Here is a 24,924-nt window from a genome sequence, read left to right as displayed (position 1 = left end):
AAATGAAATTCTATAAAGATATCCATAATGTTGTCTATGCGTATGAATCCGATGGTTCCCAAGATGAATTTATCAGCGATGAACTTATTGCTATCTCAGACAAAGAAGCGGCTAACTTAGCCAAAATCACTTTGAGCAAAGAGCAGCATATTGAGGGCGCTAAATATCAAAAACAAGCTTTATTGATTGAAGCTACCAACCAGTCAACACCATTACAAGATGCTATTGATTTAGGCATTGCTACAGATAAAGAACTTATCCAGCTAAACGCTTGGAAACAGTATCGTGTTGATTTAAACCGTATCGACACTTCAGCCGCCCCCGATATCGCATGGCCAGAGAAACCCTAATGACCGAGCAACGTTATCAGTGGCGTCAACAAAACATGAAAATGGCGGCAGGCTTGCCGCCGATTACCTGTTCCATTCTGCCCGTGCATCCGTTTATTTATGGTGTTGGGCAAACAAATAGCTCAGGCAGCTACCTCAGTCCCACCAATGCGATTAACCATTTAGAGGACAAGCTTACTGGCGCAGGCCATGTTTCGGTATTAGTACTGATGGTGACAGGGAAGTCATTTGCCGAATTTATGGAACACTTATCGGCTTTTTCGGCTGTCTTTCCACTGCCTGTTTTTGCCCAAGTTGAGCGAATGGCCAGAACGGCACACACGTTGGCCACCACAAAAATGCAATTGCCAGGGAAAATGGCAGGCGGCTTACCGTTACCACAATCCCTATCCACGGCAACCAGCCGCATGGCGTCTAACGCACAGTTAATTGAGGCGGCAAAAGCAGCGGCAAGCCAGCCTAGCGGGTTGGATAACATGAAATCAGCACTATCAGATTTCAGCCGACAAAAAGACAATGCCTTAAAACAGATGAGTGATGCCTTAAAAGGTCTTTTAGGCCAATCAGCCACTGTTTGGGCGTTTTCAGGTACGGATGATGCCAGCGTTTTGGTCGATAAAATGCGAAAAAACATCCCTGAGCCCGACGCAATATTTACCCTCGCCACCTTATTTGTTGGCAATGAAATTCACGCTTTAACAAGGATGTTAAATGACACAGACCATCACCCTTGCCCTGAACGGTGAAGCCATTCCACTGAAAAACTTGGCTGTAACGCCCAGTATGATGTTTCAGGATAAAGACCAATCAGGGCAATCTTCAAGTACCGCCGTGGCAGAGCAAGGCATTAAACCCAAAGAGCTGCGTATCACAGGTATTTTACCTTTTACAGAACACAAGGCGTTTTCGCGCCTTTTTGCGTTAGCAGAAGCTAAAGAAAACGGCAATTTAAAGCGCTATCGCGTGGCGAACTTGACGGCTCAAGCCATTAATTTTCGTATCGGTACTTTCACCAATTCCATTGATGCCAGCAAAATTGAAGGGAAACAGGCGTGGCAAATTACTTTTACCTTGCGTGAGCATTTATCGGTATCAGAAAAACGCGAAGCTCGCGCTAACAGTAAAGTGGCCAGTAAAACACAAGGGGGCAGTGCAACAAAAGGCGGTCAATCAGGGGCACCCGATGAAACCGAGCAATTAACCTGGTTTGAAGAAAAAGTCTTAAAACCGATCAACGATTCGTTGGAGTAAAGGGAATGAAACCCATCAATCGACTGTATTTATCAGGTGATGAAATTCAGGTCACCGATATTAACATTATGTTGGAGCTCTCTGCCGCAGGGCGCGGCTTTGTCACCGTGAAAACCGATGAGGACTACACAGGGAAATTAGCGCGTCTTGATGTCGGTTATCCAGAGCTATTATTGCGTTATTTCACTGGTTACGTTGAGCGGTCACAGCCCTCATCCAATGGGTTTCAACGGTTATTCATTCGTGAACTGGTTGGCGTGTTTGAACGTGAGTGGCCATGTTCTTTTCAGCATCCCACTTTGCGTACTATTGCCGAACACTTGCAAAAGGAAAGCGGCTTAACCTTTCAATTACCTGATGCATCTTATGTGGATGAGCCTATTCCTCACTTTACCCACAGTGGTACAGGTTATCAGTTATTGACCAACTTAGGGTGTGTGTTCAATATTGGTGATTATGTGTGGCAGCAGCTTCCGAATGGTCATGTGTATGTGGGCAGTTGGTCACATTCATTATTTGCTAATAAACCCGTAGAAATCCCGAATGAATTTGCCACCTCGCAGGCAGGTGGGAACAGCATGACCGTCCCGATGGTGCAATCATTAAGACCAGGCGTGAACACAAATGGCAAACTCCTGCACAAAGTGAACCTTATTAATGAAGATATGGCGCTTACGTGGGTAATCACCAATAAAATCACAGGAAAACCCGCTAACAAGAGCCCCGTTCAAAATCAAATTGATAATGCTTACCCTGAACTGTCCGCAGGTTTACACCTGCCAAAAACCGCCCGTATTGAAGCCCATAGTGAACCCGTTCGTGCCGGTGATATTTCCGACCCGTACCGCCCACGCTATGCGGTGGATGTGCAATTATTGGATGCCGACGGAAACCCATCGAGTACCCCAATTTACCGTGCAGTACCATTGCCGCTACCAATGGCAGGGGGGGAGAGTGGCTTATTCCAATATCCGCCCGTGGGTACCGTCGTGGAAATTGCCTTTGAAGGTGGCCGACCTGATAAGCCATTTATTCGCCAAACTCTTAGCCAGGGAAACACGTTGCCCGATATTCAGCCAGGGGAACAACTGCAGCAGCAACGCCAAGAAGTTTCCCAACGCATTACACAAGACGGCAGCTGGCAACGACAAACTGACCAGACGATCAGTGAATCCTCCATGCATCGGCAAGTCACCGCAGACACGGAACAGCGCACCTTGGTCACCCGAGACACCACCATTCAAGCCACGGATCAAACCATGGTGTTTGGTACTGCAACATTACTGGCAGGCGCTATCCAACAGATAGCCGATGGCGATTACAGCATTGTGTCAAAGGGCAGCTTTGTGGCAAGTATTAATCAGAATGCTAATATTGATATTGCAGAAGATGCCACGCTTACAGTAGGTCAAAAGCTAATTGAAAAGGTAGGCGCACTGAAGCAAAGTATCGCAGGCACCAAACAAGAAATCATTGCACCAGTTGTTTGGATTGGTAGCCAAGAAATTAACGTGGCGCAGCTGATGATTGATACATTGGATATTGTCAAAGAGTTGGCCGAACTCACCGCCAACCACAGCCACCACAACACGGGAACGCCACTGAATGCAGACGAGTTTAGACGTTCTCAGATGCAGTTAGATGTTATGAGAGAAAAGTACTCTCCTGTTATTGGTTGAGATGTGAGCAGAAAAAGATTAAACTTGTATTGTTAGCTTTGAAATATCGGACTTTCATGCAAGCAATTGCATATACAGAAAACTCAACCTTACCAGTTGAGTTTTTTTGTTTGTAAGTATATATGACTAACATTCATTGAATAAATAAGAAATGATCATATAATCATCAACGTTGCTTAACTTGGACTACAGTCTAATTAAATATTGGTATCTTTTTATCAATATCTGAAAACGGATTTTCAGCTTCTCGTTACAGACGGGAAGTTAAGCCCTGAATGAATAACATGTGGTGGTGATTCATTGCCTTAGACTGGAAGTCCGATATTTCAAAGCTAACACTGAGAAGCCTAACTGGACAGGCAATTTAAAGGCAAAAGTTAGGGCTATCGGCCTTCCATTACCATGGAAGGTAAACGGATGATTGAGTATTTAGATAATGCTATCATCATTCTAGGGTTCATAATTGCAACCTTAGAATTAATTCGTATTTTTCTATAAATAACGAAGACGTAACTAAGGCTACTGACTAACCATCAGTAGCCTTTAATATTTGTAGTCCTCCATAGGCGAGCCTATACACCACCGACAGCCTACCAACAGCCAAACCACATCAAGCAACCTTTCATTTGGATCATATCAACAGCATGGCGCAGGCGCAGCGCTACCCCACGAAATAAAGTCCTCTACCACGTAAAATGCACTACACCGCACCCGCCTGCACAATTTGGATCTAAACTTTATTTCAGTTTTGAAATTCTACAAAACATATCGCCAAGCCGCGCCAATACTAGGGACTTACCGAAAATCTCAAACTGAAATGCGTGAAAAGAATTTCAAGGGATTTCAGTGTTTGGATCTCTGAATGGCTAGCATTAAAGATACAACACATTGTAATACATATGTATTTTTCATTTTACGCGTAGATAAATGAGATCAGCAATATAATATTTAACTGTACAATTTTATTAAAAATTATATAGTTACCAAAAATAGCATCTGAAACACTAAAGTTATGTTGGAGGAGTCATGTTAGATTTAATTCTTAAAGTAATTCTCCCTTTAATAGGGGCATATTGGGGAGTAGTACTTGGGTTTAATAAATATAAAAACGAAAAAAACTGGGATAAAAAAGTAAAAGTTTATAGTGAAATTATGATTCTAGTAGAAAAAATTGCTTTTTCTACTACAGCTAATCATTACTCACTATATAGGACTGTTCCACTAGGATTCACTAGTTTTAATTCTAAAACTGATCTTGAGGAGCCTATTAGACAATTAACTCATTTAGAAAAAGCCTCAGAAATTTTCCTGTCACATAAATTTGCCGAAGAGTTAAGTAATTTCTTAGCGGAAGCCCAAGATCTGTATTCTAAATTACAAGATGAAGACACTGGGGATAGAAGCGGCTATGACTTCAATGATGAAGCATTTATAGGTAAAATTGGGGGGTTAGCATACGATTTGATTGACGTATTAAATAAAGAGGCTAAGAAAGATATTATTGGCAATGGTACTATTCGGCAAAAATTAGCAAGCTATATTGGAAAGAAAATAACTAAAAAAGATTAATTACACAAATGGCTACTAGAAATAATAGCAGACTTTTGTCACCATTAGCTTTTAGATACAAAAAAGCTACTTGCTAAGAAGTAGCTTAATACACTATTTAACAGCTAAAATTTGGTGATCCCGCAGGGCTTTAGCCAGTGACTAATCGATTTGGAGTTATTTGATTTTCTTAAAATAATTAATTTAAAGCATGTTTTTTTCTATTTTAAATTTAGCAAAATCGATTTGGATACTATCGTCAATAAATGAAAGGACATTAAAAAACTCACCAAGTAGGAATAAAAATAAATCGATACAATTAAGAATTCTTAAATTGATCATTTCTAGGCTCTGGCGAATGCTATAGATATCAAAACTTTTAAATAAATCAATGTGATATGTGTCATATGATTTGAATGTATCATCTCTATCATTTAAATCAAATCCTATTTTTTTTATAACATTATATATCATGGTGTCGATGCTTTCAGTTCTGGACACTATAAGCTTAATGCTATCTATTAAACTATCCCTTATGTCTTCACTTATGGATTCATTTATATTGTAGCTGGAAATTAATTTTAATATTTTTTTAGTTTCACTCTCTATAGTTTCCTTACTTTTTATAACACACGAAACAGTATTATTGATATGTTTAATCAATGGCTTATGAGTTATTTTATTATCCTTTATTTCAAAAAAAGAAAATACAACATTATTTTCAGGTATTATTTTGTAATTTCCCAATACTTTCAAATTATTAAGTCTTTCATCAGTAAAGTTAATTCTAGATATCATCATATCAAGATTATTTTTTTTCTCAGCTAATAAAATTTGTTGTTGTGTTTTTTGTATTTGGGTTTCAGTTTGAATGGAGCGATGAGCGTAAACGACAAAAGCCCCTATAATGGGCGCTAAAGCTAAAATTCCCAACGAAAATTTATTTATTTCTAAAAAGGTGTTAAATCCTTCAGCATCTAATCTAAAAGGGAATGAGCAACCAATCCATAACATAAAATAAAAACTTGAAATTATAGGGTATGTTATAGCTAGTCTGAAAAGCCATTGATGCTGTAAACTTCGAGAGTCCAATGAAAACCGTTTTCTTTTTATACAAACAAAGATAATGGTAGCGATAGATAATAAACAATAAATAAATAAAATCATATGACAACCCTAATACTTTAACGGTAACGGTGTTATGTGAATTTACTTAGTATCTTTTTTATACCTTCAAAAAAACACTTTTGGCAATCCACAAAGTATAACCTATGGACGTAAAGTGGACATTAGATAAAACAAAGGGGCTGCGTTTTCACGCAACCCCTTGATTTAATTGGTGGAGCTGGCGGGAGTTGAACCCGCGTCCGAAATTTCTACATCCTCGGTACTACATGCTTAGTCTAGTCTTTAAATTCATTTGCCAGCTGCGGACAGACACGCCACTAACAAACTATCCTGATTAAATTTAACGCTTCAACCCCAGGCAAGGCATCCACGCGATCTCTTTTGGGTTTGACCTCTCTTGATCCCCGTCCTAAGAGCGGAGGCTAGGGAGAGAGGGCTCTAAGCAGGTTATTAAGCTGCTAAAGCGTAGTTTTCGTCGTTTGCGACTATTTTTTTGCGGCTTTTTACGAGGCCAACCGCCCCTCGGCATGCACCTTGGGTTTCGCAAATCCCGTCGAATCCAGAATCAGCCCCAAGTTGTTGAGCTCAGTATAACAGAAAAATACTCTATAAAGCTAGAGGTTAGCGGTTAGAATGTTTCATTATACGTGCTTTATCGAGTTGCCATTCACGTTCTTTAATATCAGAACGTTTGTCGTGAGATTTTTTACCTCTGGCAACACCAATTTTAACTTTACACCATGCATTTTTCCAGTAGAGAGAAAGTGCCATAACGGTATAACCTTCACGATTAACTTTACCGTAGAGTGTATCTAATTCGCGTTGATTTAAAAGTAATTTACGGCTACGCGTTGGGTCGCATACAACATGCGATGATGCAACAGTCAGTGGTGTGAAGTTTGCACCGAATAAATAAGCTTCACCGTCCCGTAATAGAACGTAGCTATCTCCAATGTTGGCTTTGCCTGCACGGAGTGATTTAACTTCCCAACCTTGTAGGGATAGACCCGCCTCGAACTCCTCTTCGATAGAATATTCGTGGCGAGCACGCTTGTTCATAGCAATTGTTGCTGAACCGGGTTTATATGGTTTTTTCTTTGTCATAGTGCAATCATTATACTGTAAGCTGAGTTGAAAGAAATCTTTCTAAGCTGATATTTTTTTGATTGTGCAAATCTTGCCCTATGTGGGTTTTGTTTTTTGTTTAACCAATCAAAGATGGTATTATACGCTCAGTTTTTGGGGATAGGAATTGATATGCCACAGATTAGTCGCTCTGCGTTGGTCCCTTTTAGCGCAGAACAAATGTATAAACTCGTTAATGACGTTATTTCATATCCAAGCTTTTTGCCGGGGTGTGTAGGTAGCCGAATTATTAGTCATAGCTCTGAAGAAATGACCGCTTCTGTTGAAGTGTCAAAAGCAGGTATTAGCAAAACTTTTGTCACAAAAAATGTGCTAGAGGATAATAAATGCATACACATGCAACTTGTTGAAGGGCCATTTAGTAAATTAGCTGGTGGTTGGAAATTTATTCCTTTAAGTGCAGACGCTTGTAAAATCGAGTTTCATCTTGATTTTGAGTTTACAAATAAATTGATAGAGCTTGCGTTTGGCAAAGTTTTCAAGGAACTAGCAAATAATATGGTTCAAGCTTTCACTTTAAGAGCAAAGGATGTATACAGTGTCTGAGCTGAATATTGAAGTGACATATGCGCTTCCTGAAAAGCAATTTTTGCTATCAGTCAAAGTGAAAGAGGGGACGACAATAGAAGAAGCGATACTTGCTTCTGGTATCCTTGCCCTTAGGGATGATATTGATCTTAAAAAAAATAAGATTGGTATTTATAGTCGCCCCGCTAAATTGACAGATTTAGTGCAAGATGGAGATCGAGTTGAGATTTATCGACCTTTGATTGCAGACCCAAAAGAGTTACGGCGTAAAAGAGCTGAAAAATCTAAAGAAGTTAAAAATAAGTAAATTAATTTTATGTAGCGAACCGAGCAAAAGCTCGGTTTTTGTCTTTAAATTTATTTGTGCAAAATGCTTTTAATAAATTTTTAATAAAGATACTCATAATAACAACCTGCCTGAATAAGTCCTTCAGAAAACAGGTTGTTATTGTCACACTAGGTGGTTCTTAGTGTTTATGGTTAGTCAGCTGTTTTAGTTTCTGATGCTTTTGTTTCAGCAGCTTCCATTGATTCCTGCGCGGCAAGATTTTTCTCATTTTTGATGTCAGTAAGAATACCATTACGATCAAAGATAAGAGTCAAAGTTTCTTGCTGAACTGGGTCATGCCCAAGTTCTTGGCGGAAAACATAATACCAAGTCTGAGTACCAAACGGGTCAGATAACATTGGGGTGCCCAAAGTATAAGCAACCTGTTGCTGTGTCATTCCTTTTTGGATCTTAGCGACATCTTTCGCTGTGAGGTAATTACCTTGGTTAATGTCTGGGTGATAGACAAGACGTTCCATCATTGAACAGCCCGTAGACATTAATGCGAGTGATAGCGCGGCAGCAGTTAACAATTTATAACGCATGGATATCTCATTCCTTTTGGAGTCAGAACATCAATGATAATCGACATTGATACAATTTAAAACCTTCCTTATCGACTCTAAGACCACATGAGCGTAAAAAAGTTGTCAAAAATTATGCTGCAAGCAACTCTTTTGCATTGGCTAGCGTATTTTTTGTTACCGCAGATCCAGCAAGAAGACGCGCAAGCTCTTGTAATCTAGATTTTTTATCCAATAATTGCATACGAGTTTCTGTTTCTACACCATTTGTCTCTTTACTGACATAAAAGTGGTGATGACCGCACCCTGCCACTTGGGGTAAATGTGTAACGCACATAACTTGCGTGGATTCACCTAATTCACGTAGTAACTTCCCTACAATTGCTGCTGTTGGTCCACTAATACCGACATCGACTTCATCAAATATTAATGCGGGCGTATCCATTTTTTTAGCTGTAATCACTTGGATTGCTAGTGCTATACGTGATAACTCACCGCCCGATGCCACTTTCGCAAGTGCTTGGTGTGGCTGCCCTGGGTTAGTCGTCACATTGAACTCTACTTTACAGGCACCATCAATTTGTAGTTGATCTGGAGTAAATTTTACATCAATAGTAAACAGACCATGAGGCATTGAAAGTTGGTGCATGCTATTGGTAATTAATGTACTTAATTCTTGAGCATAATGTAAACGTACATGGTGTAAACGTTCCGCACATTCGAGAGCAATATGATGATTTACTTGTACTTGCGCATTTAACGTTTCAGAGTCTTCATTTTGGCTGGCTATTAGTTCTTGTTCGCTCAGTAATTGCTGAAATAATTCGGGTAAAGCTTCGGGAGTGACATGGTGTTTACGCGCTAAGTTAATTTGTTTAGAAATGCGTTTTTCTAGTTCAAACAAGCGATTAGGGTCAAGCTCATATTGGTCACAATAATGCTTTATTTCATCACTGACTTCGCTGACTTGTATCGATGCTTCTTCAAGCATATCAAGTAGCTCTGAAAATTTAGGGTTGAGAGCGACTAGATCAGATAATTCATTTTTTGCCATATTTAATAAGCTAATAACATTCGAATCATCATTTTCAGATAGTATTTGCGTTGTTGTTTGGCCAATAGCTAAAAATTGCCCATGATTAGCGAGTTGTTTATATTCTTGGTCTATCTCTTCAAATTCCCCTTGAACAGGGAGGAATTCGTTCAGTTCTTTTAGATGATATTCTAGCAACTGTTGTCGAGATTCACGTTCTTGCATTTGTTTTTGAAATACAGCTAATTGTTGGCAGGAATCGTGCCATGTTTGCCATGCTTTTTTCATTTGAGCAATTAGCTCTTGCTGGTTTGAATAGGCATCAAGCAGGGATTTTTGATGGGCGCTATCTAGTAAGAGTTGGTGTGCGTGCTGACCATGGATTTGGATCAGTAATGTTCCTAACTCTCTAAGTTGCGATAAAGGAACTGAAACGCCATTAATGAAACCACGTGAACGGCCATCAGGAGAGATAGTGCGGCGTAATAGGCATTCATTTTGGTTATCGAGTTGGTGCTCAGTAAGCCAATTGGCAGCCAGTTGAGCATCCATTAAGGAAAAGCGAGCACAGAGGTCGGCACGTTGTGCACCGGGGCGCACCATATTGGCTTCACCCCGATTGCCTAAACACAGGCCAAGTGCATCAATAGCAATGGACTTACCCGCACCTGTTTCACCGGTTATGGTTGTCATGCCATTACGGAAATCAATTTCTAATTCACGTACGATTGCAAAATTATTGATTGTTAGTTGGGTAAGCATCGGCGCTCTCCTGTAAAAATACACACCTGTGTTTTAATACAGTGTATGACTGTTTTTTTATACAGTAAAGAGGCAGATTGAAAAAATTAAAAAGTTTTTTTAGCCCATCCTAATTTTGAACTTAACGTGTTGAAATAATTATAATCTTGTGGATGAACCAAATTAAGATTTTTATTACTACGTTTGACAATGACTTCTTCACCGTCCTGAATAGGGAGCATGATTTGGCTATCACAGCTGACTTCATAATCAATATTTGTTCGTAAAAACTTCAGCCGAATACTGCTGTCACTGCTAATCACCAGAGGTCTAGAGGATAAGGTATGTGGAAACATTGGAACCAATACAATAGCATCCAAATTCGGGGTTAAAATAGGGCCTCCAGCGGAAAGTGAATAAGCTGTAGAACCTGTTGGTGTGGCAATGATTAAACCATCAGAACGTTGAGAAAAGGCAAATTTTTCATCAATATAGACCTCGAACTCGATCATATGAGCAACTTTACCAGGGTGTAGAACAATTTCATTAATTGCGGTGCTTTTACGTGCTTTTTGGTTAGCTTTAATGACTTGTGCTTCTAGTAAAAAACGCCTTTCTTCGCGGTATTCACCTTCAAGAACACGTGAAAGTTGTTGTAATGCATTATCCGGGTCTAAATCGGTAAGAAAACCGAGATTACCACGATTTACACCAATAACTTTATTATTATACCGAGATAATATACGAGCAGCGCCGAGCATATTGCCATCTCCCCCAACAACAACAACTAAATCAGCCTGTTGGCCTATTTCAGTTAATGTTCCAGTGTTGGCATTGACTAATTTTAAATCTTTAGCAACTTGTTTATCGATAATGGCCTGATAGTTTTTTGAAATTAACCAATGGTATATTAATTCATGAGTTGCCAATGCTTCAGGGTGCCTAGGGTGCCCGACAATGCCTATCGTTTTAAAATGTAGTAGTGGTGTATTATTGTCCTTTCGCATACTTTTTTGGCCTCTGATTGTATGACTTCCCTTGAATCCCTGTATTAGATCCCCATAATACTCTCATATATGGGATTAATGCTAAATACGCGGAGATATTCATGAGTAGTAAAGACCAAAACATGCATGATGAGCAAGCTTTTGAACAAAATGAATCACAAAAAGTGCAAGCTGAGCAAGAAGCCAGCGTTCAACAAGCTGATGAATTACAAGCAGACGAACAAGCGTTAGCCACGCGTATTGCTGAGCTTGAACAACAGTTAGAAGCCTCACAAAAAACTGAACGTGAAGCGATGTTGCGTGCACACGCAGAAATTGAAAATATTCGCCGCAGAACTGAGCAAGATATCGAAAAAGCACATAAGTTCGCACTGGAAAAATTCTCAAATGAATTACTACCAGTGATTGATAACTTAGAACGTGCGATAGATGCAGCAGATCACGAAAGTGAAGAGTCTAAAGCGATGTTAGAAGGGCTAAATTTAACGCTAAAAACTTTTTTAGATGCAGTGGCTAAGTTTGGGATCGAGCCTGTCAGTGATATCAATGTGCCATTTAACCCTGACGTTCATCAAGCGATAACGATGATTGAGTCACCAGATCACCAAGCTAATCATGTGATTGAAGTTATGCAAAAAGGGTATACATTAAACAACCGTTTACTAAGACCTGCAATGGTGATTGTCTCTAAATAAAGAGCATCGTTATTTAAATGGAGGCAAATGCCCCCAAGAGAATATTACTAAAGGGAAATCTATCAATTGATTTCCCTTTTTTATGACTTAGTGCCAAAAAATCATCTATGGTTGCAGATTTGGCTCATCTATTACAGGGTTCCAATCAATAGGTGTTTTACCTTGTTGTTCTAAAATAGTATTAGTTTGTGAGAAATGGCCACAACCGAAAAATCCTCTATGAGCAGAAAGTGGGGAAGGGTGAGGAGCCTTGAGTACATGGTGGCGCTTTGTATCAATTATTCTACCTTTTTTCTGTGCATGGGAACCCCACAGTAGAAAAATAACGCCTTGTGTATTTTCATTGATTGCTTCAATAACTTTGTCCGTGAAGGTTTCCCAACCTAAATGGGCATGGGAGTGAGCATTGCCTTGTTCTACGGTGAGAACGGTGTTAAGGAGTAAAACACCCTGTTGAGCCCAACTGAGCAAATACCCATGATTAGGTCTTTGAAAGCCAGCGATATCCTTTTCTAATTCTTTATACATATTCACTAATGACGGTGGTGGCTTAATACCAGGGAGTACGGAAAAAGAGAGGCCGTGGGCTTGTCCTGGGCCATGATAAGGGTCTTGTCCTAGGATAACGACTTTAATATCGGCAAGTTCGGTATACCTAAATGCATTAAAAACGTCGTCTTGAGCAGGGTAGATAATTTTACCATTTTTGCGCTGTTCTGCTACATAAGCGAGTGTCTCTTTGAAATAGGGTTTTGATTTTTCAGGGCCAATAACATCGTGCCACGTAATGGAGTTTGACATGAAATATTCCATAACAATGAATTTAGGAAGGAACAATTATATGAACCAGTTGATAGCTATAAGCTTACTGGTTCATGAGAGAGAGATAAAGCCCTGATATTGACTATTAATTTTAAAAAAAATTGAAAATTTATACAAATAGTTAAAAAAATGAATTGTTAATTTTGATTTAAATCATAAAGTTGGGGTGATTGAATTAGTTGCTAAGTGGAATAATTGATAAATATCAAAGAAAATAGGGGATCTAGCTGGTATAAAATAACTATATACATTGGTTAGACCAAATATCCAATTACAAGTTTTCATAAGATTGATGGTTAATGTAGCTTCGATTTATTACACAAATCGAATGCAATCTAGCTCGAACGTGGAGGTCGACATGATTACAGGTATTCAAATTACTAAAACTGATAATGCAGCATTGTTGAATTCGTTTTGGTTACTGGATGATGAAAAAAATGAAGCTCGTTGTGTTTGTGCGAAAGCCGATTACAACGAAGGGCAAATTGTTGCTAAAGATGAATTAGGTGCTTTTGAGTATCGCGAAGTTCCTTTAGAAATGAAACCTACCGTACGTGTTGAAGGCGGTCAGCACTTAAATGTTAACGTATTAAGCCGTGAAACATTAGAAGATGCAGTTAAAAATCCAGAAAAATATCCGCAATTAACAATTCGTGTTTCTGGTTATGCCGTGCGTTTTAATTCATTAACGCCTGAACAACAACGTGATGTTATTACCCGTACTTTCACTGAAAGTCTGTAATAAATATTAGACATAATTACATCTAGTAATATATATTAAATTCTAAAGCCATTGTTATCAATGGCTTTTTATTTGTTACTAATAAAGTTGATTATTTCCCACCTTGGTTATTTGTATTTCAATATTCTTCCAACAAATACACTTGTTAGGGAGAAATCATGTCATTATCTACACAACAAATACTATCAAAAAAAGATGAGTATATTTTTGTTAGAGAAAATTTAAATATTTATCTACGGCACCAACATCAAGATATTAAATCATGTATAACAGAGTTATGGCCTAAAGATGTATTAAGAAAAGATTTTTTAGGCACTCAGGCACAATCAAAAGATTATATATTAGCTCTACTAGCACAAGGCGCTTATCATAAAAATTGGCGGAATATACAGGGTATTGAAAAATTAAGTAATAAAGATATTTATGATCTCGGAATTAATGCGGAATTATTAAATGACGAGCAAACGGGATTTCAAGCTAATATTTGTCGATTCAATGGCTTATATGTCCTTTGTTTTGCAGGTACTAACGATATTATCGATTTTTATAGTAATATCCGTCAAGGACTTGGTTTTTATGAGTCTCAATATTTTCAAGCTGTTGGTTTAATGAATATTTTATTCAATGCAGTAAATGGAAATACGATTTGTACGGGGCATTCATTAGGTGGGGGATTGGCTTCAATTGCGGCGTTAGCGAGTCAATCACCTTGTATTGTATTCAGTCCTGCAGGATTGGCAAAAAACACGATTAATAATATTGGGATTGATTATCACGTTGCTGAAAAAATTGCACAAGAAGGGTTGATACGTTATTACACGGTACAATATGACTGGCTCGATAGATTGCAAAACTCTTTACCGATCCCTTCTGCTTTGGGAAATTGTATTAAAATGGCTTATAGCGAACATAACTCTTGGAAAGATTGGTTACCGACCCGTTTAATAACAAGAAGTTTTATAGCTCATTCAATGCTTAAAATTATTAAGGTTATGTGCAAATATAAACCATGGAATAACTGGAATGCAATCACAGGTGAATATAATAAGGTACAAGAAATACCACTAGAAATTTTTCCTATTAAAGAAGAAAAACAGGGGATAAGTTGGCAAGAATGTTGTGAAAGTGCAATCGAAAAAGGAAATATAACTGAATTTTCAGCACTCTTATCATTAGATCATAAACCTTGTGATATTAATGTATTGGCACAACAGTCAGTCAGAACTGCCAATGGGCAATTTATTAAAGCTTTAATTGAATCTCGATATGGTCAAACAATTAAAATGCTTCAATCAAAAGGGCAAAAAAGTATTTTACATTTAGCTGCGCAAAATGGCCGTCTTATACAATCGCAGCTTTTATTGAAAAATGGATTAACAGTAAACATCAAGGATAGTTTAGGAAATACGCCTTTACATGATGCTTTAAATAGCCATGCACTCGATGTTGCTACACTATTATTGGAAAATGGAGCTGATTGGCGTATTAAGAATAATAAAGGCCTAGATTGTAAGGATATACTTGGTAACCATATTATTAAGCCTGATCTGCTGACTCATGAAGGAAAACAAATGCGAGAGAAAGTTTTACAAATGATGGGCTAAATAAAAAACGGGCCTAAACCCGTTTTTAGTCATTAGCTTTTATCGTTAGCGGTTGATATAGAAGGGCTAACAGGAGTACGACGTTTCCCAATATTTTTCTTGTCGCGATGGCGTACTTTTTCTTTTTTCTTAGCTTGTTCTTCTTTTTTCTTTTCTTTACGCTTAGCAAGTACTTTCTTTGATGGTTTTGGTTTATTTAACATCGCTTCTGAAGGGGCTTTAGTTGTTGGACGTAAAGAATCAACAACGCGAATCTTGATAGGCTCTTCAATATAACGAGTTATTTTACCAAATAATGGAAAGTCATGCGCTTCGACCAAAGAAATTGCCGTGCCTTTACGCCCAGCTCGGCCAGTACGGCCAATACGGTGTAAGTAGACATCTGCAGTTCTAGGCAAGTCAAAGTTAAAAACATGGCTAACGTTTTCGATATCTAAGCCACGAGAAGCTACATCTGTTGCAACCAGTACTTTAACTTGGCCATCAACGAGGCGGCGTACAGCTTCATTACGCTTAGCTTGTGGCATTTCCCCTTCAAGATAACAAGGTTCGATACCCGCTTCGCGTAACCATTGGACTAATTCACGTAAACGCTCACGCTTACGTACGAAGACGATGGCTTTGGTGACTTCATCTTGTTTTAACAAATGGCACAGTAAGGCTGTTTTATGCTCTAGTGTGTCAGCACGGTAATGAAATTGCTGAATTTTTTTACGTTCACGACGTGAAGGGTCGGCATCAATTTCAATTGGATCTTCTAATAAACGCTCAGCAAAGTCACGAATAGCTTCGCCTTCAAGAGTGGCAGAAAACAGCATAGTTTGCTTGCGCCAGCGTGTTTCGCCTGCAATTGTTTCTATGTCATTGGCAAAGCCCATGTCGAGCATGCGGTCAGCTTCATCAAGGATCAAAATCTCAACTGCGCGGCAGTCAAAGTTTTCTTCCTTAATATACTGGAGTAGTCGGCCTGTTGTTGCGACGACAATATCTTGATTTTCGCTGAAAACTTCAGCGTGGTTCATATAAGCAACACCACCAGTGATGGTAGCGATATCTAGATGATTATGGGCGCATAATTCTTTTGCTTGGTCAGCAACCTGCATGGCTAGTTCGCGAGTTGGCGTGACAACTAGAACGCGAGGCGGCCCTGATTTCTTTCTCGGGAAATCAAGTAAATGTTGGATCGCAGGCAGTAAAAATGCGGCGGTTTTACCTGTTCCTGTCGGGGCTGAACCTAATACATCGCGGCCATCCATTGCAGCAGGAATTGCTGCCGCTTGAATCGCGGTCGGACGTTGATAGCCTTTGTCTGAAAGCGCATTAATTAGGCTTTCATCAAGTTCAAGTTCAGTAAAAGTGGATGCAGTCATGATATACCTCTATTTGGGGCGCTGATTATAAACAGGTTAGCAAAATTGTTCACCTGAAAAAATCAGCTTTGCTCAAGTGTAACTGTTTTCACTACGGACAGGGAGCGATATATCTATGGATATGAGTGAAATATATAGAAGGTAAATAGTTGAAGGAGGAGAGAGCTCCTCCTTCAGTATACTTAGCTAAGCATATTAATTAACCATGTATGATAAGGGATACCCACTAAGTCAATGAGTACTGCACCACTGAGTGGCACAATCATGAAAGCTTTCATCGAAACTTGTTTGTAACGTTCACAAACCGAGGACATATTTGCCATTGCGTTTGGCGTCGCACCTAAACCATGCCCCATTAAGCCAGCACACATTACCGCAGCATCGTAGTTTTTGCCTAATAAGCGGAAAATGACAAAGACAACTAACAAAATTAAAATAATAACTTGTGCTAATAGGATGGTGAATAATGGCAAAGCAACGGCTTTTAACTCCCATATTTTCAATGACATCATAGCCATAGTCAAAAATAGGCCAAGTGAAACTTCAGAGATAAGGTCAACCGACTTTTGGTTAATACGGAACAATTCGACTTGGTCATTAATATTACGGATAACTATTGCAATAATCATCGCCCCGACATAGCTGGGTAATGAAAAGCCAGTTGCTTTGGTAAACTGCGCTGAAGCGAATTGACCGATAACCATAATCCCTAGAACGAGAGCTAGCATTTTTAAAAAAGCGTGAGCATCGATAGATTCAATTTTCCCTGCGATAGTTTCAGGAACCTGAACTCGCTCAACGTTTTCATCAGCTTTAATCTGCACGTTAAATTTCTTAATTAAGAATGTTGCAATAGGGCCACCGAGTAAGCTTCCTGTAATTAGGCCAAAAGTTGCCGCAGCAATGGCTGCAACCGTTGCGGATTGCACGCCAAGGCCCTCAGCCATGCCCCCGAAGGCTGCCGCACCGCCATGGCCTCCAGTAAGAGAAACACCACCAGCCATGATACCGATAACGGGATCAACACCGAGTAAATGCGCCAGGCCTGCACCAAAAGTGTCTTGGAAAATAACGACAAACCAGCAAATAAACAGGTAGATAAAGAGTAACCGGCCACCACTTTTTAAGATGCGGAAGCTGCCATCAATACCAATGGTGGTAAAGAAAGCGACCATTAAAAAAGTTTGTAAACTGGTATCAAAATTGATTTCAGCAAGGTTAAATGATTTGAGTCCCCAAATAATCAAACTAACCAGAAAACCGCCAATGACGGGAGAAGGAATACAAAAGCGCTGTAGCCATTCGATACGTTTTTTTAAGTGGATCCCCATGAGTAGGCAGATCACCGTTAGGAAGAGGGTGGAGAGTGTGTCGAGGTGTAGAATCATATTTTTCCCTTTTTAACTGTTGTCTTTCACGCTACAGCGTTGTTGGCCGCGCTCCGTTACCCTAGTCACATACTTTTGTATGCTCCTAGGGATAACGTCACTTGCCGCCTAGCTGTAACGCGAAATTCAATAGTTAAAAACCATTAAGTTATCGTGCTACAGCTAGTTTGATAATCAACTTCAAAGCTATTTTTATTGTGGTGTTTGAAAATTAATTATCTTAACAGCGTGAGAAACAGTGTATTTATCAGTCGAATTGTTGTGTTGTTTTATTAGAATAAATATTGGTAAATCAAATAAGCCGCGAGTTTGGCGGTATGGTTGTCAATATCAAATTCAGGGTTGCATTCTGCGATATCAAAAACAGCCATTTTTTGGCTACTTTTGATAATGGCAAACAGTTCATCAAAAACTTCAGTGGAAATACCTTTCGGTGCTGGTGCGCTAACGCCCGGCGCAATGGCAGCAGAAAACACATCTAAATCAACGGTGACATATAAATAGTCTACGCCGTCAATAAATTTTTTAATTTTTTCAATTGCTTGAGGAAGCTTAGAATAAGCAAGTTCTTTATCACGGATATATTGGCAACCTAATGAATTAGCGGTATCGAACAATACTTTAGTATTGCCGTGGTCTGCGATGCCTAAACATAAATATTGAAAAGGGCGTTGGTGCTGCTGACACAACATGGCAGATTGTAAAAATGGGGTACCAGAAGTCGCGATAAGGGCTTCGCGTAAGTCAAAATGCGCATCAAAGTTAATAATACCGATCGTTTTACCTGCTTGATAATGTTCAACATAGTCAAACAGGCCTTGGAAGCTTGCAAATGCGACTTCATGGCCACCGCCAAGTACAATCGGCTTTTGGTTTTCAGCGAGCAGTGCGATAAGCTGGTCGGATAAACGACGTTGTGCGGCTTCCAGATTGCCATCATCACAGCTAATTGTACCGACATCTTTAATTGCAAGCGGTTGATGAATAGGTAACCCAGCCAGTTGATAGCGAATTGCATCTGGGCCTGCTTTAGCGCCTTGGCGGCCTTTATTGCGCCTAACGCCCTCATCAGAAGCAAAACCAATTAATGCAAATTCAGCAGGTGTGTGTTTATTAATGACTTGATGGATGCGCAAATGCTCTTGTGTTTCACCATCTGTGCGCCCTTGCCATTGGAAAGGTTGTGTCATAGTTACTCCAAGTTAATTAATTTAGTGATGTTATGCGCTGTTTGGCAGGTGTGCGTGATAAATTCATCCACGCGATGTGTAGAGCGGAATTCAGGTGCCATAACTGAAACGACAGCTAACACATCATTTCCTTTGAAAATCGGTGCAGATACCCCCAGTACGCCTTCATCGATTTCACTCACAGACATGCCGTAACCTTGCTTGCGTATCTGTTGTAAATCTTGTTGTAGCTTTATTTTTTGTTGTTCAGTGGTTAACTGCTTTGTATGAGCTTCAAGTACTTGGTTTTGATAGAGTTCATGACGAAAAGCTAACAAGGTTTTCGCACTTGCTCCCTTAACTAAAGTATTGCCTCGCCCAATAATAAAAGAACAGCGTAGCGCTTGTTCACTCTCAATCATGTCGACACAAATGGTCTCTCGTAAATTTGAGGTAATAATTGCCACCGTTTCTTGGGTTTTTTTCGCTAAAGTTTGCAGTTCTTGTTTAGATGCGCTCATCAATAAACTGTGGTGATAGTATTTTTCTTGATTTTTGATACTCTGCGAGCCGACACAATATGTGCCATATTGTTTTGCGTGAGATACAAATTCCCAATCTATGAGAATTGTTAGTAAACGATAGACTGTTGATAATGGGATCTCTAACGCTGATGAGATAGACTGTGGCGTCACTGGAGATGCGCAAGTTGTGATGTAAGACAAGATGTCTAAGGTTCTATTTATACTGTTCATAGCATCTCCTTTTTTTCGAACTTATCAGTAAATTTTTTTCGTCTCAAATATAATTCCCATAATATGAGAATTATATTGTAGCAAATAGGTTAATTTATGACTTTTATTTGCTTAGAATGAGAATATTCGAACAAGTATTAGCCAATTAGAGTGTTTGCATGTGTGAGCAAAAAAAGAATTACCGTAAAGGCGGTTTTACATTTAAACAGTTTTTTGTGGCTCATGACCGATGTGCGATGAAAGTGGGGACGGATGGCGTGCTATTGGGGGCTTGGGCTCCCGTGGACGGTGTTCAATCTGTATTAGACATTGGAAGTGGTAGTGGGTTAATAGCCTTGATGTTAGCGCAAAGAAATACAAAGTTACGTGTTGATGCGGTCGAATTAGATAGTGATGCCGCAGTGCAAGCGCAGGGAAACTTTACTGAATCGCCATGGGCTGAGCGTTTGCATGTTATCAACCAAGATATTGTCAGCTACAGTCAGTTGCATTCAGTTCAATATGATTTGATTGTGAGTAACCCACCGTATTTCGAACCTGCTGTTGCGTGTCGGGACGAAAAACGAGACCAAGCGCGATATACCGCGACATTAACTCATGATGTATTACTAGAAAGTGCAAAATCCTGTCTTCTATCTCATGGACTATTTTGTTTAGTGCTGCCCTATGAGGTCGGTGAAAAAATGCAGAAGATGGCTGAGAATTCAGGCTGGTTTACTGCTTTTCGCGTTAATGTTAGTGATAAACCTACAACAGCCTACCATCGCATGCTATTGGGCATTCAACTGCAAGAGACACAAACACAAGTGACATCGCTGGCACTCAAAGATGAAAAGGGTGAGTATACTGATGAATTTCGTAAACTAATTCAGCCATTTTATGTGAAATACTAAAGCCGGCACTTAAGGCCGGCCCTAGCTCACGTTATTCAGGTTGTAAAATAGTGGGGCCTGAATTAGGAAGTGGTTCTGGGTAATCTAAGGTGTAATGTAATCCCCGGCTTTCTTTGCGTTCTAATGCACAACGAACCATTAATTCAGCAACTTGAACTAGGTTTCGTAGTTCCAATAAATTATTTGAGATACGAAAGTTGGCGTAATAATCGTGAATCTCTTGTTGAAGTAAATGGATGCGGCGTAATGCACGTTCAAGGCGTTTAGTCGTTCTGACGATCCCCATGTAGTCCCACATAAATAGACGTAATTCATGCCAATTATGTTGAATAACCACCTGTTCATCTGAGTTATGTACTCGGCTTTCATCCCACTCAGATAAATAGGGAATATCATCGATCTGTTTGATCGTTTTATTAATGTTTTCAGCCGCCGCCCAGCCGTATACCAAGCATTCTAATAGCGAATTGGATGCCATACGGTTTGCACCATGTAAGCCGGTGTAGCTCACTTCGCCAATTGCATAGAGATTCGTGATATCAGTCATACCCGTTTCATCGACAATTACACCACCGCATGTGTAATGGGCCGCTGGGACGATAGGGATGGGCTCTTGAGTGAGGTCTAACCCTAAAGTCATCAATTTCGCATAAATAGTCGGGAAATGGTTTTTAACGAAATCGCTAGGCTTATGGCTAATGTCCAAATACATGCAATCAGCACCAAGGCGTTTCATTTCATGGTCAATAGCACGTGCAACAACATCGCGAGGGGCAAGTTCACCACGATCGTCGTGATCTGGCATAAATCGGCTACCATCAGGGCGCTTGAGGTAAGCTCCCTCACCACGTAATGCCTCAGTTAATAAAAAATTACGTGCTTGTGGATGAAATAAACAAGTTGGGTGAAATTGATTAAACTCAAGGTTAGCAACACGACAGCCAGCTCGCCATGCCATTGCAATGCCATCACCAGAAGAAATATCTGGATTCGTGGTATATTGATAAACTTTAGCCGCTCCACCCGTAGCCAGAACAATCGTTTTCGCTCGAATAGTTTCAACTTGTTCTTTTTGGCGGTTCCAAACGTAAGCACCTAAAATTCGCGGTGATTCAGCTGTGCTAGAAAGGATTAGGTCGACGGCATTATAGCGTTCTTTAATATGAATGTTTGGGTGAGCAAAAGCGAGGTCGACTAACGTGGTTTCAACTTCTTTTCCTGTCGCATCAGCATGATGGAGAATTCGTCGATGGCTATGGCCGCCTTCACGGGTCAAATGATACTGTGTTTCGCCGTTCTCGGTAATCTCTGTATCGAATAAAACACCTTGGTCGATAAGCCATTGAACGCAGTGTTTTGCATTGGAGGCAATAAACTCAACAGCTTCTTTCTGGCAGATACCTGCACCAGCAATTAGTGTATCTTCTACATGAGATTCGATGCTGTCAGTGTCATCAAAAACTGCAGCAATACCGCCTTGTGCGTAGTAAGATGCTCCTTCGCTAAGGCTGCTTTTACTAAGAATGGTCACTTGATGAAAGGGGGCGAGCCGCAAGGCAGCTGAAAGTCCTGCGACACCACTCCCAATGATTAAAATATCAGTGCAATGCTGTGTGGATTCGTTCATAAGTGTTTGCATGTATATAATAGTATGTATTGAGTTTTTTATGTTAGCCTATCGAGTGTCCTATTGCTATGAGTGGATGGCTGTTAAGGTACAGTATATTGACCTAGCGCTATTTACGTATTCAAATGGTTTTAGTGTGATAGCTATCGCATTCGTGCCTAAAATCTGTATGCTGTCTTCTGGATCTTGTAGTTAGTTGTTTTAATAAGGATCTTTAAGATCACCCAAGTAATTTTTTCATCAGTTTTGTAAATTTTTGACTATTTTTTTAGATTAAATTGAACTTCAACGAGTTCTACTACTCAAAGTAGTGCTTGCTTTAGGAAGGGAGAACATGATCAAGTTAACATATTATCGGCCTGAATTCGGGAGATACTTCCTGGAATGAGCGAGCAATTGACCGACCAGATTTTGGTTGAAAAGGTACAAAAAGGCGATCAACAAGCTTTCAACTTATTGGTGATAAAATATCAGCATAAAGTCGCGAGCTTAGTATCTCGCTATGTACCGCAAGCAGATGTGCCTGACGTTGCGCAGGAGTCATTTATAAAAGCTTATCGCGCCATTGGTTCGTTTCGTGGTGACAGCGCATTTTATACTTGGCTTTATCGGATTGCGGTAAATACAGCTAAAAATTATTTAGTTGCCCAAGATAGGCGCCCACCTGCGTCGGACTTGGAAGCGAGTGATGCAGAAAACTTTGAAACCGCGAGTGCCTTAAAAGAAATTTCGAACCCAGAGAACTTAATGTTGTCTGATGAATTAAAGAAAGTTGTTTTCCGGACCATCGAATCGCTGCCTGAAGATCTTAGAATGGCAATTACGCTCCGCGAGTTAGATGGTTTGAGCTATGAAGAAATCGCAGAAATAATGGATTGCCCAGTCGGCACCGTACGTTCTCGTATTTTTAGGGCAAGGGAAGCGATTGATAATAAAGTTCAGCCACTGATTCAACAGTATTAGTATGTTAAATCAGTCAATTAAACATAATTGTGATGCAATTAACTGAAGGTAATTGGGCATGCAAAGAGAGAAACTTTCCGCAATGATGGATGGCGAAGTACTAGACTTAGAACTGGTCAGCGCTATTTCACGTGATTCAACGTTAAAACAACGTTGGGAGAGCTATCATCTTATTCGTGATACTCTACGTAACGATACTAGTGAAGTCATGCATTTTGATATTGCAAGTAAAGTTGCGGCAGCATTAGAGAATGAAGCTGTGCGTATTAATCCTCAGGTAGTTGTCGAATCGCAGCCAGAGCCTGCGACTTGGGGGGCTTTCCCATTCTGGGGCAAAATTCGTCCTTGGGCGAGCCAGTTAACTCAAATTGGTGTTGCAGCCTGTGTGTCTTTGGCTGTAATTGTTGGCGTTCAACAATACAACCAAAGTAATGCGGTTGACTCACCGGTTGATGAGCCAATGTTCAATACCATTCCTGTCGGCAGCGGGGCACCAGTTAGCTTGAATATCTCAGATAACCAATTATTTGGTAATGAGCAGCAACTTCAACAAGTTGAACAACAAAATCAACGCATTAATGCGATGCTACAACAGTATGAAATTGAAAGACGCTCGATGCTCAACCAGCAATATCAAGAGTCTGCACAACCTGCGTCTTCAGCAGGAGTTAAATTGCAATAATGAATAAATGGTTATCCGTCATCTGCCTGACGGGCAGCCTGATTATTTCTAATCAAGCTTCGGCATCTGAAATAGATGCCGATGTTCTTTTTAAAGAAATGGGGAATGCTGCCCAGAACCTTTCTTACGAAATGTCTTATATGACATTTAGTCCGCAATCAATAACGCCTGTACGTTATCGCCATGCAATCATTAATGGTGAACCTGTTTCACAAATGATCCAAATGGACTCATCGCGTCGTGAAATTGTTCAAAAAGGTAATAGTATTAGTTATTTTGAACCAGGTTTTGATGCATTTAGCTTAAATGGCAAATATATAGTTGATAATTTGCCATCAGTAGTTTTTGCCAATTATCAGCAAATTAAACCTTATTATAATTTTATTGATGCGGGACGTACCCATATTGGTGATAGGCCTGCGTTAGTGATTCGCATAATATCGAAAGACAACTCTCGGTTTAACTATGTAGTATTAATCGATGAAGAAACGAAATTGCCATTACGTATCGACCTTCTTGATAATAATAGCCAAACATTAGAACAATTTCGTGTGATCTCGACGGTGCTAGATAGCCAAACAGTGAAAGACTCATTACTCGCATTAAGTAAGGTAAATATGCCACCATTATTGATTTCCCCTAAAAATGGAAATCCTTCTTTTAAATGGCAAGTTGGCATGTTACCTCCTGGTTTTGAAGAAATATCTCGTTCTTCGCGAAAATTAGCTGAAGACGACGTAGTAGAAACCGCAATGTTTAGTGATGGTTTATTTACCTTTTCTGTAAACGTGACAAAATCGACTAAAGGCCCGTTACTTGATCAACCGCTTCAAAATGGGCGTCGTACTATTTACACAATGACGCAAAAGCAAAATGTTATCACTATCATTGGTGAATTACCGTTAGCAACAGCGCAAGTGGTAGCAGGTAGTATTCAGTTTCGGGAGTAAA

Annotated in this window: 25 protein-coding genes and 1 other RNA gene; 14 read left to right on the top strand and 12 right to left on the bottom strand. The window is 39.8% G+C overall.

Features of this window, described 5'->3' with window-relative positions; genetic code table 11:
- The first annotated feature begins 2 nt into the window (after window positions 1-2).
- The 5 genes from PR767_RS10520 to PR767_RS10500 all read left to right on the top strand — a co-directional run bounded on the left by PR767_RS10520 (window position 3) and on the right by PR767_RS10500 (window position 4,849).
- Window positions 3-350 (top strand): tail fiber assembly protein, encoded by a 348-nt coding sequence (locus tag PR767_RS10520; protein ID WP_272520275.1) that lies wholly within the window; start codon window positions 3-5, stop codon window positions 348-350.
- Window positions 350-1,096, top strand: coding sequence for a hypothetical protein (locus tag PR767_RS10515; protein WP_272520274.1), 747 nt, complete (start codon window positions 350-352; stop codon window positions 1,094-1,096). Before PR767_RS10520 ends, PR767_RS10515 begins: the two co-directional genes overlap by 1 nt.
- The gene (locus PR767_RS10510; protein ID WP_272520273.1) at window positions 1,062-1,601 is read left to right on the top strand and encodes a baseplate complex protein; all 540 of its coding nucleotides are present in this window, start codon (window positions 1,062-1,064) and stop codon (window positions 1,599-1,601) included. Before PR767_RS10515 ends, PR767_RS10510 begins: the two co-directional genes overlap by 35 nt.
- A gap of 5 nt (window positions 1,602-1,606) precedes the next feature.
- On the top strand, window positions 1,607-3,280 hold the full coding sequence (locus tag PR767_RS10505) for a hypothetical protein (RefSeq protein ID WP_272520272.1): 1,674 nt from the start codon (window positions 1,607-1,609) through the stop codon (window positions 3,278-3,280).
- Window positions 3,281-4,306: 1,026 nt separating this feature from the next.
- Window positions 4,307-4,849: a hypothetical protein gene (locus PR767_RS10500; protein ID WP_272520271.1), complete on the top strand. Its 543-nt coding sequence runs from the start codon at window positions 4,307-4,309 to the stop codon at window positions 4,847-4,849.
- Window positions 4,850-5,032: 183 nt separating this feature from the next.
- Here the strand turns inward: PR767_RS10500 and PR767_RS10495 are convergent, their stop codons facing one another.
- The 3 genes from PR767_RS10495 to smpB form a co-directional block, all read right to left on the bottom strand.
- The gene (locus tag PR767_RS10495) at window positions 5,033-5,995 is read right to left on the bottom strand and encodes a hypothetical protein (protein ID WP_272520270.1); all 963 of its coding nucleotides are present in this window, start codon (window positions 5,993-5,995) and stop codon (window positions 5,033-5,035) included.
- A gap of 170 nt (window positions 5,996-6,165) precedes the next feature.
- Window positions 6,166-6,529, bottom strand: a transfer-messenger RNA (tmRNA) gene (ssrA, locus tag PR767_RS10490).
- A 48-nt stretch (window positions 6,530-6,577) separates the two neighbouring features.
- Window positions 6,578-7,060, bottom strand: a complete 483-nt coding sequence (gene smpB, locus PR767_RS10485; RefSeq protein WP_272520269.1) for an SsrA-binding protein SmpB — start codon at window positions 7,058-7,060, stop codon at window positions 6,578-6,580.
- A gap of 153 nt (window positions 7,061-7,213) precedes the next feature.
- On the opposite strand from smpB, the gene PR767_RS10480 reads away from it, so the two are divergent.
- A complete protein-coding gene (locus PR767_RS10480; RefSeq protein WP_004912851.1) occupies window positions 7,214-7,648 on the top strand; it encodes a type II toxin-antitoxin system RatA family toxin in 435 nt (144 codons plus the stop codon).
- The gene (locus tag PR767_RS10475; protein ID WP_181937050.1) at window positions 7,632-7,937 is read left to right on the top strand and encodes an RnfH family protein; all 306 of its coding nucleotides are present in this window, start codon (window positions 7,632-7,634) and stop codon (window positions 7,935-7,937) included. The genes PR767_RS10480 and PR767_RS10475 overlap by 17 nt, the downstream gene beginning before the upstream one ends.
- Before the next feature lie 173 nt (window positions 7,938-8,110).
- On the opposite strand, the gene bamE is transcribed toward PR767_RS10475, so the two are convergent.
- The 3 genes from bamE to nadK form a co-directional block, all read right to left on the bottom strand.
- Window positions 8,111-8,503: an outer membrane protein assembly factor BamE gene (bamE, locus tag PR767_RS10470; RefSeq protein ID WP_004265001.1), complete on the bottom strand. Its 393-nt coding sequence runs from the start codon at window positions 8,501-8,503 to the stop codon at window positions 8,111-8,113.
- 112 nt (window positions 8,504-8,615) lie between these two features.
- A complete protein-coding gene (gene recN / locus PR767_RS10465; protein ID WP_004912847.1) occupies window positions 8,616-10,277 on the bottom strand; it encodes a DNA repair protein RecN in 1,662 nt (553 codons plus the stop codon).
- Between the two features lie 86 nt (window positions 10,278-10,363).
- Window positions 10,364-11,263: an NAD(+) kinase gene (gene nadK, locus PR767_RS10460; protein WP_110732043.1), complete on the bottom strand. Its 900-nt coding sequence runs from the start codon at window positions 11,261-11,263 to the stop codon at window positions 10,364-10,366.
- A 101-nt stretch (window positions 11,264-11,364) separates the two neighbouring features.
- Here nadK and grpE point away from each other — a divergent pair, with 101 nt between their 5' ends.
- Window positions 11,365-11,958 carry a nucleotide exchange factor GrpE gene (gene grpE / locus PR767_RS10455; RefSeq protein ID WP_004912841.1) on the top strand — a complete coding sequence of 198 codons (594 nt, stop codon included), beginning with the start codon at window positions 11,365-11,367 and terminating at the stop codon, window positions 11,956-11,958.
- A 105-nt stretch (window positions 11,959-12,063) separates the two neighbouring features.
- Here grpE and ung read toward each other — a convergent pair whose 3' ends face one another.
- Window positions 12,064-12,759: a uracil-DNA glycosylase gene (gene ung, locus PR767_RS10450; protein ID WP_196723770.1), complete on the bottom strand. Its 696-nt coding sequence runs from the start codon at window positions 12,757-12,759 to the stop codon at window positions 12,064-12,066.
- A 379-nt stretch (window positions 12,760-13,138) separates the two neighbouring features.
- On the opposite strand from ung, the gene grcA reads away from it, so the two are divergent.
- Window positions 13,139-13,522 carry an autonomous glycyl radical cofactor GrcA gene (gene grcA, locus PR767_RS10445; RefSeq protein ID WP_004912835.1) on the top strand — a complete coding sequence of 128 codons (384 nt, stop codon included), beginning with the start codon at window positions 13,139-13,141 and terminating at the stop codon, window positions 13,520-13,522.
- Between the two features lie 158 nt (window positions 13,523-13,680).
- Window positions 13,681-15,126: an ankyrin repeat domain-containing protein gene (locus PR767_RS10440; protein WP_272520268.1), complete on the top strand. Its 1,446-nt coding sequence runs from the start codon at window positions 13,681-13,683 to the stop codon at window positions 15,124-15,126.
- 32 nt (window positions 15,127-15,158) lie between these two features.
- On the opposite strand, the gene srmB is transcribed toward PR767_RS10440, so the two are convergent.
- From srmB to PR767_RS10420, 4 genes are all read right to left on the bottom strand, one after another.
- Complete coding sequence (gene srmB, locus PR767_RS10435; RefSeq protein WP_123382545.1) at window positions 15,159-16,496, bottom strand: ATP-dependent RNA helicase SrmB; 1,338 nt, start codon at window positions 16,494-16,496, stop codon at window positions 15,159-15,161.
- 182 nt (window positions 16,497-16,678) lie between these two features.
- Window positions 16,679-17,884, bottom strand: a complete 1,206-nt coding sequence (gltS, locus tag PR767_RS10430; RefSeq protein WP_042851630.1) for a sodium/glutamate symporter — start codon at window positions 17,882-17,884, stop codon at window positions 16,679-16,681.
- 272 nt (window positions 17,885-18,156) lie between these two features.
- Complete coding sequence (gene hutG, locus PR767_RS10425; RefSeq protein ID WP_272520267.1) at window positions 18,157-19,074, bottom strand: formimidoylglutamase; 918 nt, start codon at window positions 19,072-19,074, stop codon at window positions 18,157-18,159.
- 2 nt (window positions 19,075-19,076) lie between these two features.
- The gene (locus tag PR767_RS10420; protein ID WP_004912819.1) at window positions 19,077-19,808 is read right to left on the bottom strand and encodes an IclR family transcriptional regulator; all 732 of its coding nucleotides are present in this window, start codon (window positions 19,806-19,808) and stop codon (window positions 19,077-19,079) included.
- Window positions 19,809-19,966: 158 nt separating this feature from the next.
- On the opposite strand from PR767_RS10420, the gene trmN reads away from it, so the two are divergent.
- Window positions 19,967-20,701, top strand: coding sequence for a tRNA(1)(Val) (adenine(37)-N(6))-methyltransferase TrmN (trmN, locus tag PR767_RS10415; RefSeq protein WP_004912814.1), 735 nt, complete (start codon window positions 19,967-19,969; stop codon window positions 20,699-20,701).
- 31 nt (window positions 20,702-20,732) lie between these two features.
- On the opposite strand, the gene nadB is transcribed toward trmN, so the two are convergent.
- Complete coding sequence (gene nadB, locus PR767_RS10410; RefSeq protein WP_272520266.1) at window positions 20,733-22,328, bottom strand: L-aspartate oxidase; 1,596 nt, start codon at window positions 22,326-22,328, stop codon at window positions 20,733-20,735.
- Between the two features lie 384 nt (window positions 22,329-22,712).
- Between nadB and rpoE the strand changes: the two genes are divergently transcribed.
- From rpoE to rseB, 3 genes are read left to right on the top strand one after another with little or no spacing between them, the layout of a single operon-like run.
- On the top strand, window positions 22,713-23,291 hold the full coding sequence (gene rpoE / locus PR767_RS10405; RefSeq protein ID WP_004912810.1) for an RNA polymerase sigma factor RpoE: 579 nt from the start codon (window positions 22,713-22,715) through the stop codon (window positions 23,289-23,291).
- A 58-nt stretch (window positions 23,292-23,349) separates the two neighbouring features.
- Window positions 23,350-23,973: an anti-sigma-E factor RseA gene (gene rseA, locus PR767_RS10400; protein WP_004912807.1), complete on the top strand. Its 624-nt coding sequence runs from the start codon at window positions 23,350-23,352 to the stop codon at window positions 23,971-23,973.
- Window positions 23,973-24,923: a sigma-E factor regulatory protein RseB gene (gene rseB / locus PR767_RS10395; protein ID WP_004912804.1), complete on the top strand. Its 951-nt coding sequence runs from the start codon at window positions 23,973-23,975 to the stop codon at window positions 24,921-24,923. Before rseA ends, rseB begins: the two co-directional genes overlap by 1 nt.
- Window position 24,924: the final 1 nt, after the last annotated feature.

Source organism: Providencia sp. PROV223 (assembly GCF_028479245.1).
GTDB lineage: Bacteria > Pseudomonadota > Gammaproteobacteria > Enterobacterales > Enterobacteriaceae > Providencia > Providencia rettgeri.
The sequence above is the reverse complement of the archived record's forward strand: the minus strand, read 5'-3'. Positions and strand labels throughout refer to the sequence as shown.

What these genes read in the sequence shown, in the direction of transcription:
- nadB (WP_272520266.1), bottom strand. Translation starts at nt 22,328, where the DNA reads ATGAACGAATCCACACAGCATTGCACTGATATTTTAATCATTGGGAGT.
- smpB (WP_272520269.1), bottom strand. Translation starts at nt 7,060, where the DNA reads ATGACAAAGAAAAAACCATATAAACCCGGTTCAGCAACAATTGCTATG.
- nadK (WP_110732043.1), bottom strand. Translation starts at nt 11,263, where the DNA reads ATGCGAAAGGACAATAATACACCACTACTACATTTTAAAACGATAGGC.
- recN (WP_004912847.1), bottom strand. Translation starts at nt 10,277, where the DNA reads ATGCTTACCCAACTAACAATCAATAATTTTGCAATCGTACGTGAATTA.
- PR767_RS10515 (WP_272520274.1), top strand. Translation starts at nt 350, where the DNA reads ATGACCGAGCAACGTTATCAGTGGCGTCAACAAAACATGAAAATGGCG.
- bamE (WP_004265001.1), bottom strand. Translation starts at nt 8,503, where the DNA reads ATGCGTTATAAATTGTTAACTGCTGCCGCGCTATCACTCGCATTAATG.
- rpoE (WP_004912810.1), top strand. Translation starts at nt 22,713, where the DNA reads ATGAGCGAGCAATTGACCGACCAGATTTTGGTTGAAAAGGTACAAAAA.
- PR767_RS10475 (WP_181937050.1), top strand. Translation starts at nt 7,632, where the DNA reads ATGTATACAGTGTCTGAGCTGAATATTGAAGTGACATATGCGCTTCCT.
- PR767_RS10495 (WP_272520270.1), bottom strand. Translation starts at nt 5,995, where the DNA reads ATGATTTTATTTATTTATTGTTTATTATCTATCGCTACCATTATCTTT.
- PR767_RS10480 (WP_004912851.1), top strand. Translation starts at nt 7,214, where the DNA reads ATGCCACAGATTAGTCGCTCTGCGTTGGTCCCTTTTAGCGCAGAACAA.
- PR767_RS10440 (WP_272520268.1), top strand. Translation starts at nt 13,681, where the DNA reads ATGTCATTATCTACACAACAAATACTATCAAAAAAAGATGAGTATATT.
- srmB (WP_123382545.1), bottom strand. Translation starts at nt 16,496, where the DNA reads ATGACTGCATCCACTTTTACTGAACTTGAACTTGATGAAAGCCTAATT.
- trmN (WP_004912814.1), top strand. Translation starts at nt 19,967, where the DNA reads ATGTGTGAGCAAAAAAAGAATTACCGTAAAGGCGGTTTTACATTTAAA.
- PR767_RS10500 (WP_272520271.1), top strand. Translation starts at nt 4,307, where the DNA reads ATGTTAGATTTAATTCTTAAAGTAATTCTCCCTTTAATAGGGGCATAT.
- hutG (WP_272520267.1), bottom strand. Translation starts at nt 19,074, where the DNA reads ATGACACAACCTTTCCAATGGCAAGGGCGCACAGATGGTGAAACACAA.
- PR767_RS10505 (WP_272520272.1), top strand. Translation starts at nt 1,607, where the DNA reads ATGAAACCCATCAATCGACTGTATTTATCAGGTGATGAAATTCAGGTC.
- ung (WP_196723770.1), bottom strand. Translation starts at nt 12,759, where the DNA reads ATGTCAAACTCCATTACGTGGCACGATGTTATTGGCCCTGAAAAATCA.
- grpE (WP_004912841.1), top strand. Translation starts at nt 11,365, where the DNA reads ATGAGTAGTAAAGACCAAAACATGCATGATGAGCAAGCTTTTGAACAA.
- grcA (WP_004912835.1), top strand. Translation starts at nt 13,139, where the DNA reads ATGATTACAGGTATTCAAATTACTAAAACTGATAATGCAGCATTGTTG.
- PR767_RS10420 (WP_004912819.1), bottom strand. Translation starts at nt 19,808, where the DNA reads ATGAACAGTATAAATAGAACCTTAGACATCTTGTCTTACATCACAACT.
- gltS (WP_042851630.1), bottom strand. Translation starts at nt 17,884, where the DNA reads ATGATTCTACACCTCGACACACTCTCCACCCTCTTCCTAACGGTGATC.
- rseB (WP_004912804.1), top strand. Translation starts at nt 23,973, where the DNA reads ATGAATAAATGGTTATCCGTCATCTGCCTGACGGGCAGCCTGATTATT.
- rseA (WP_004912807.1), top strand. Translation starts at nt 23,350, where the DNA reads ATGCAAAGAGAGAAACTTTCCGCAATGATGGATGGCGAAGTACTAGAC.
- PR767_RS10520 (WP_272520275.1), top strand. Translation starts at nt 3, where the DNA reads ATGAAATTCTATAAAGATATCCATAATGTTGTCTATGCGTATGAATCC.
- PR767_RS10510 (WP_272520273.1), top strand. Translation starts at nt 1,062, where the DNA reads ATGACACAGACCATCACCCTTGCCCTGAACGGTGAAGCCATTCCACTG.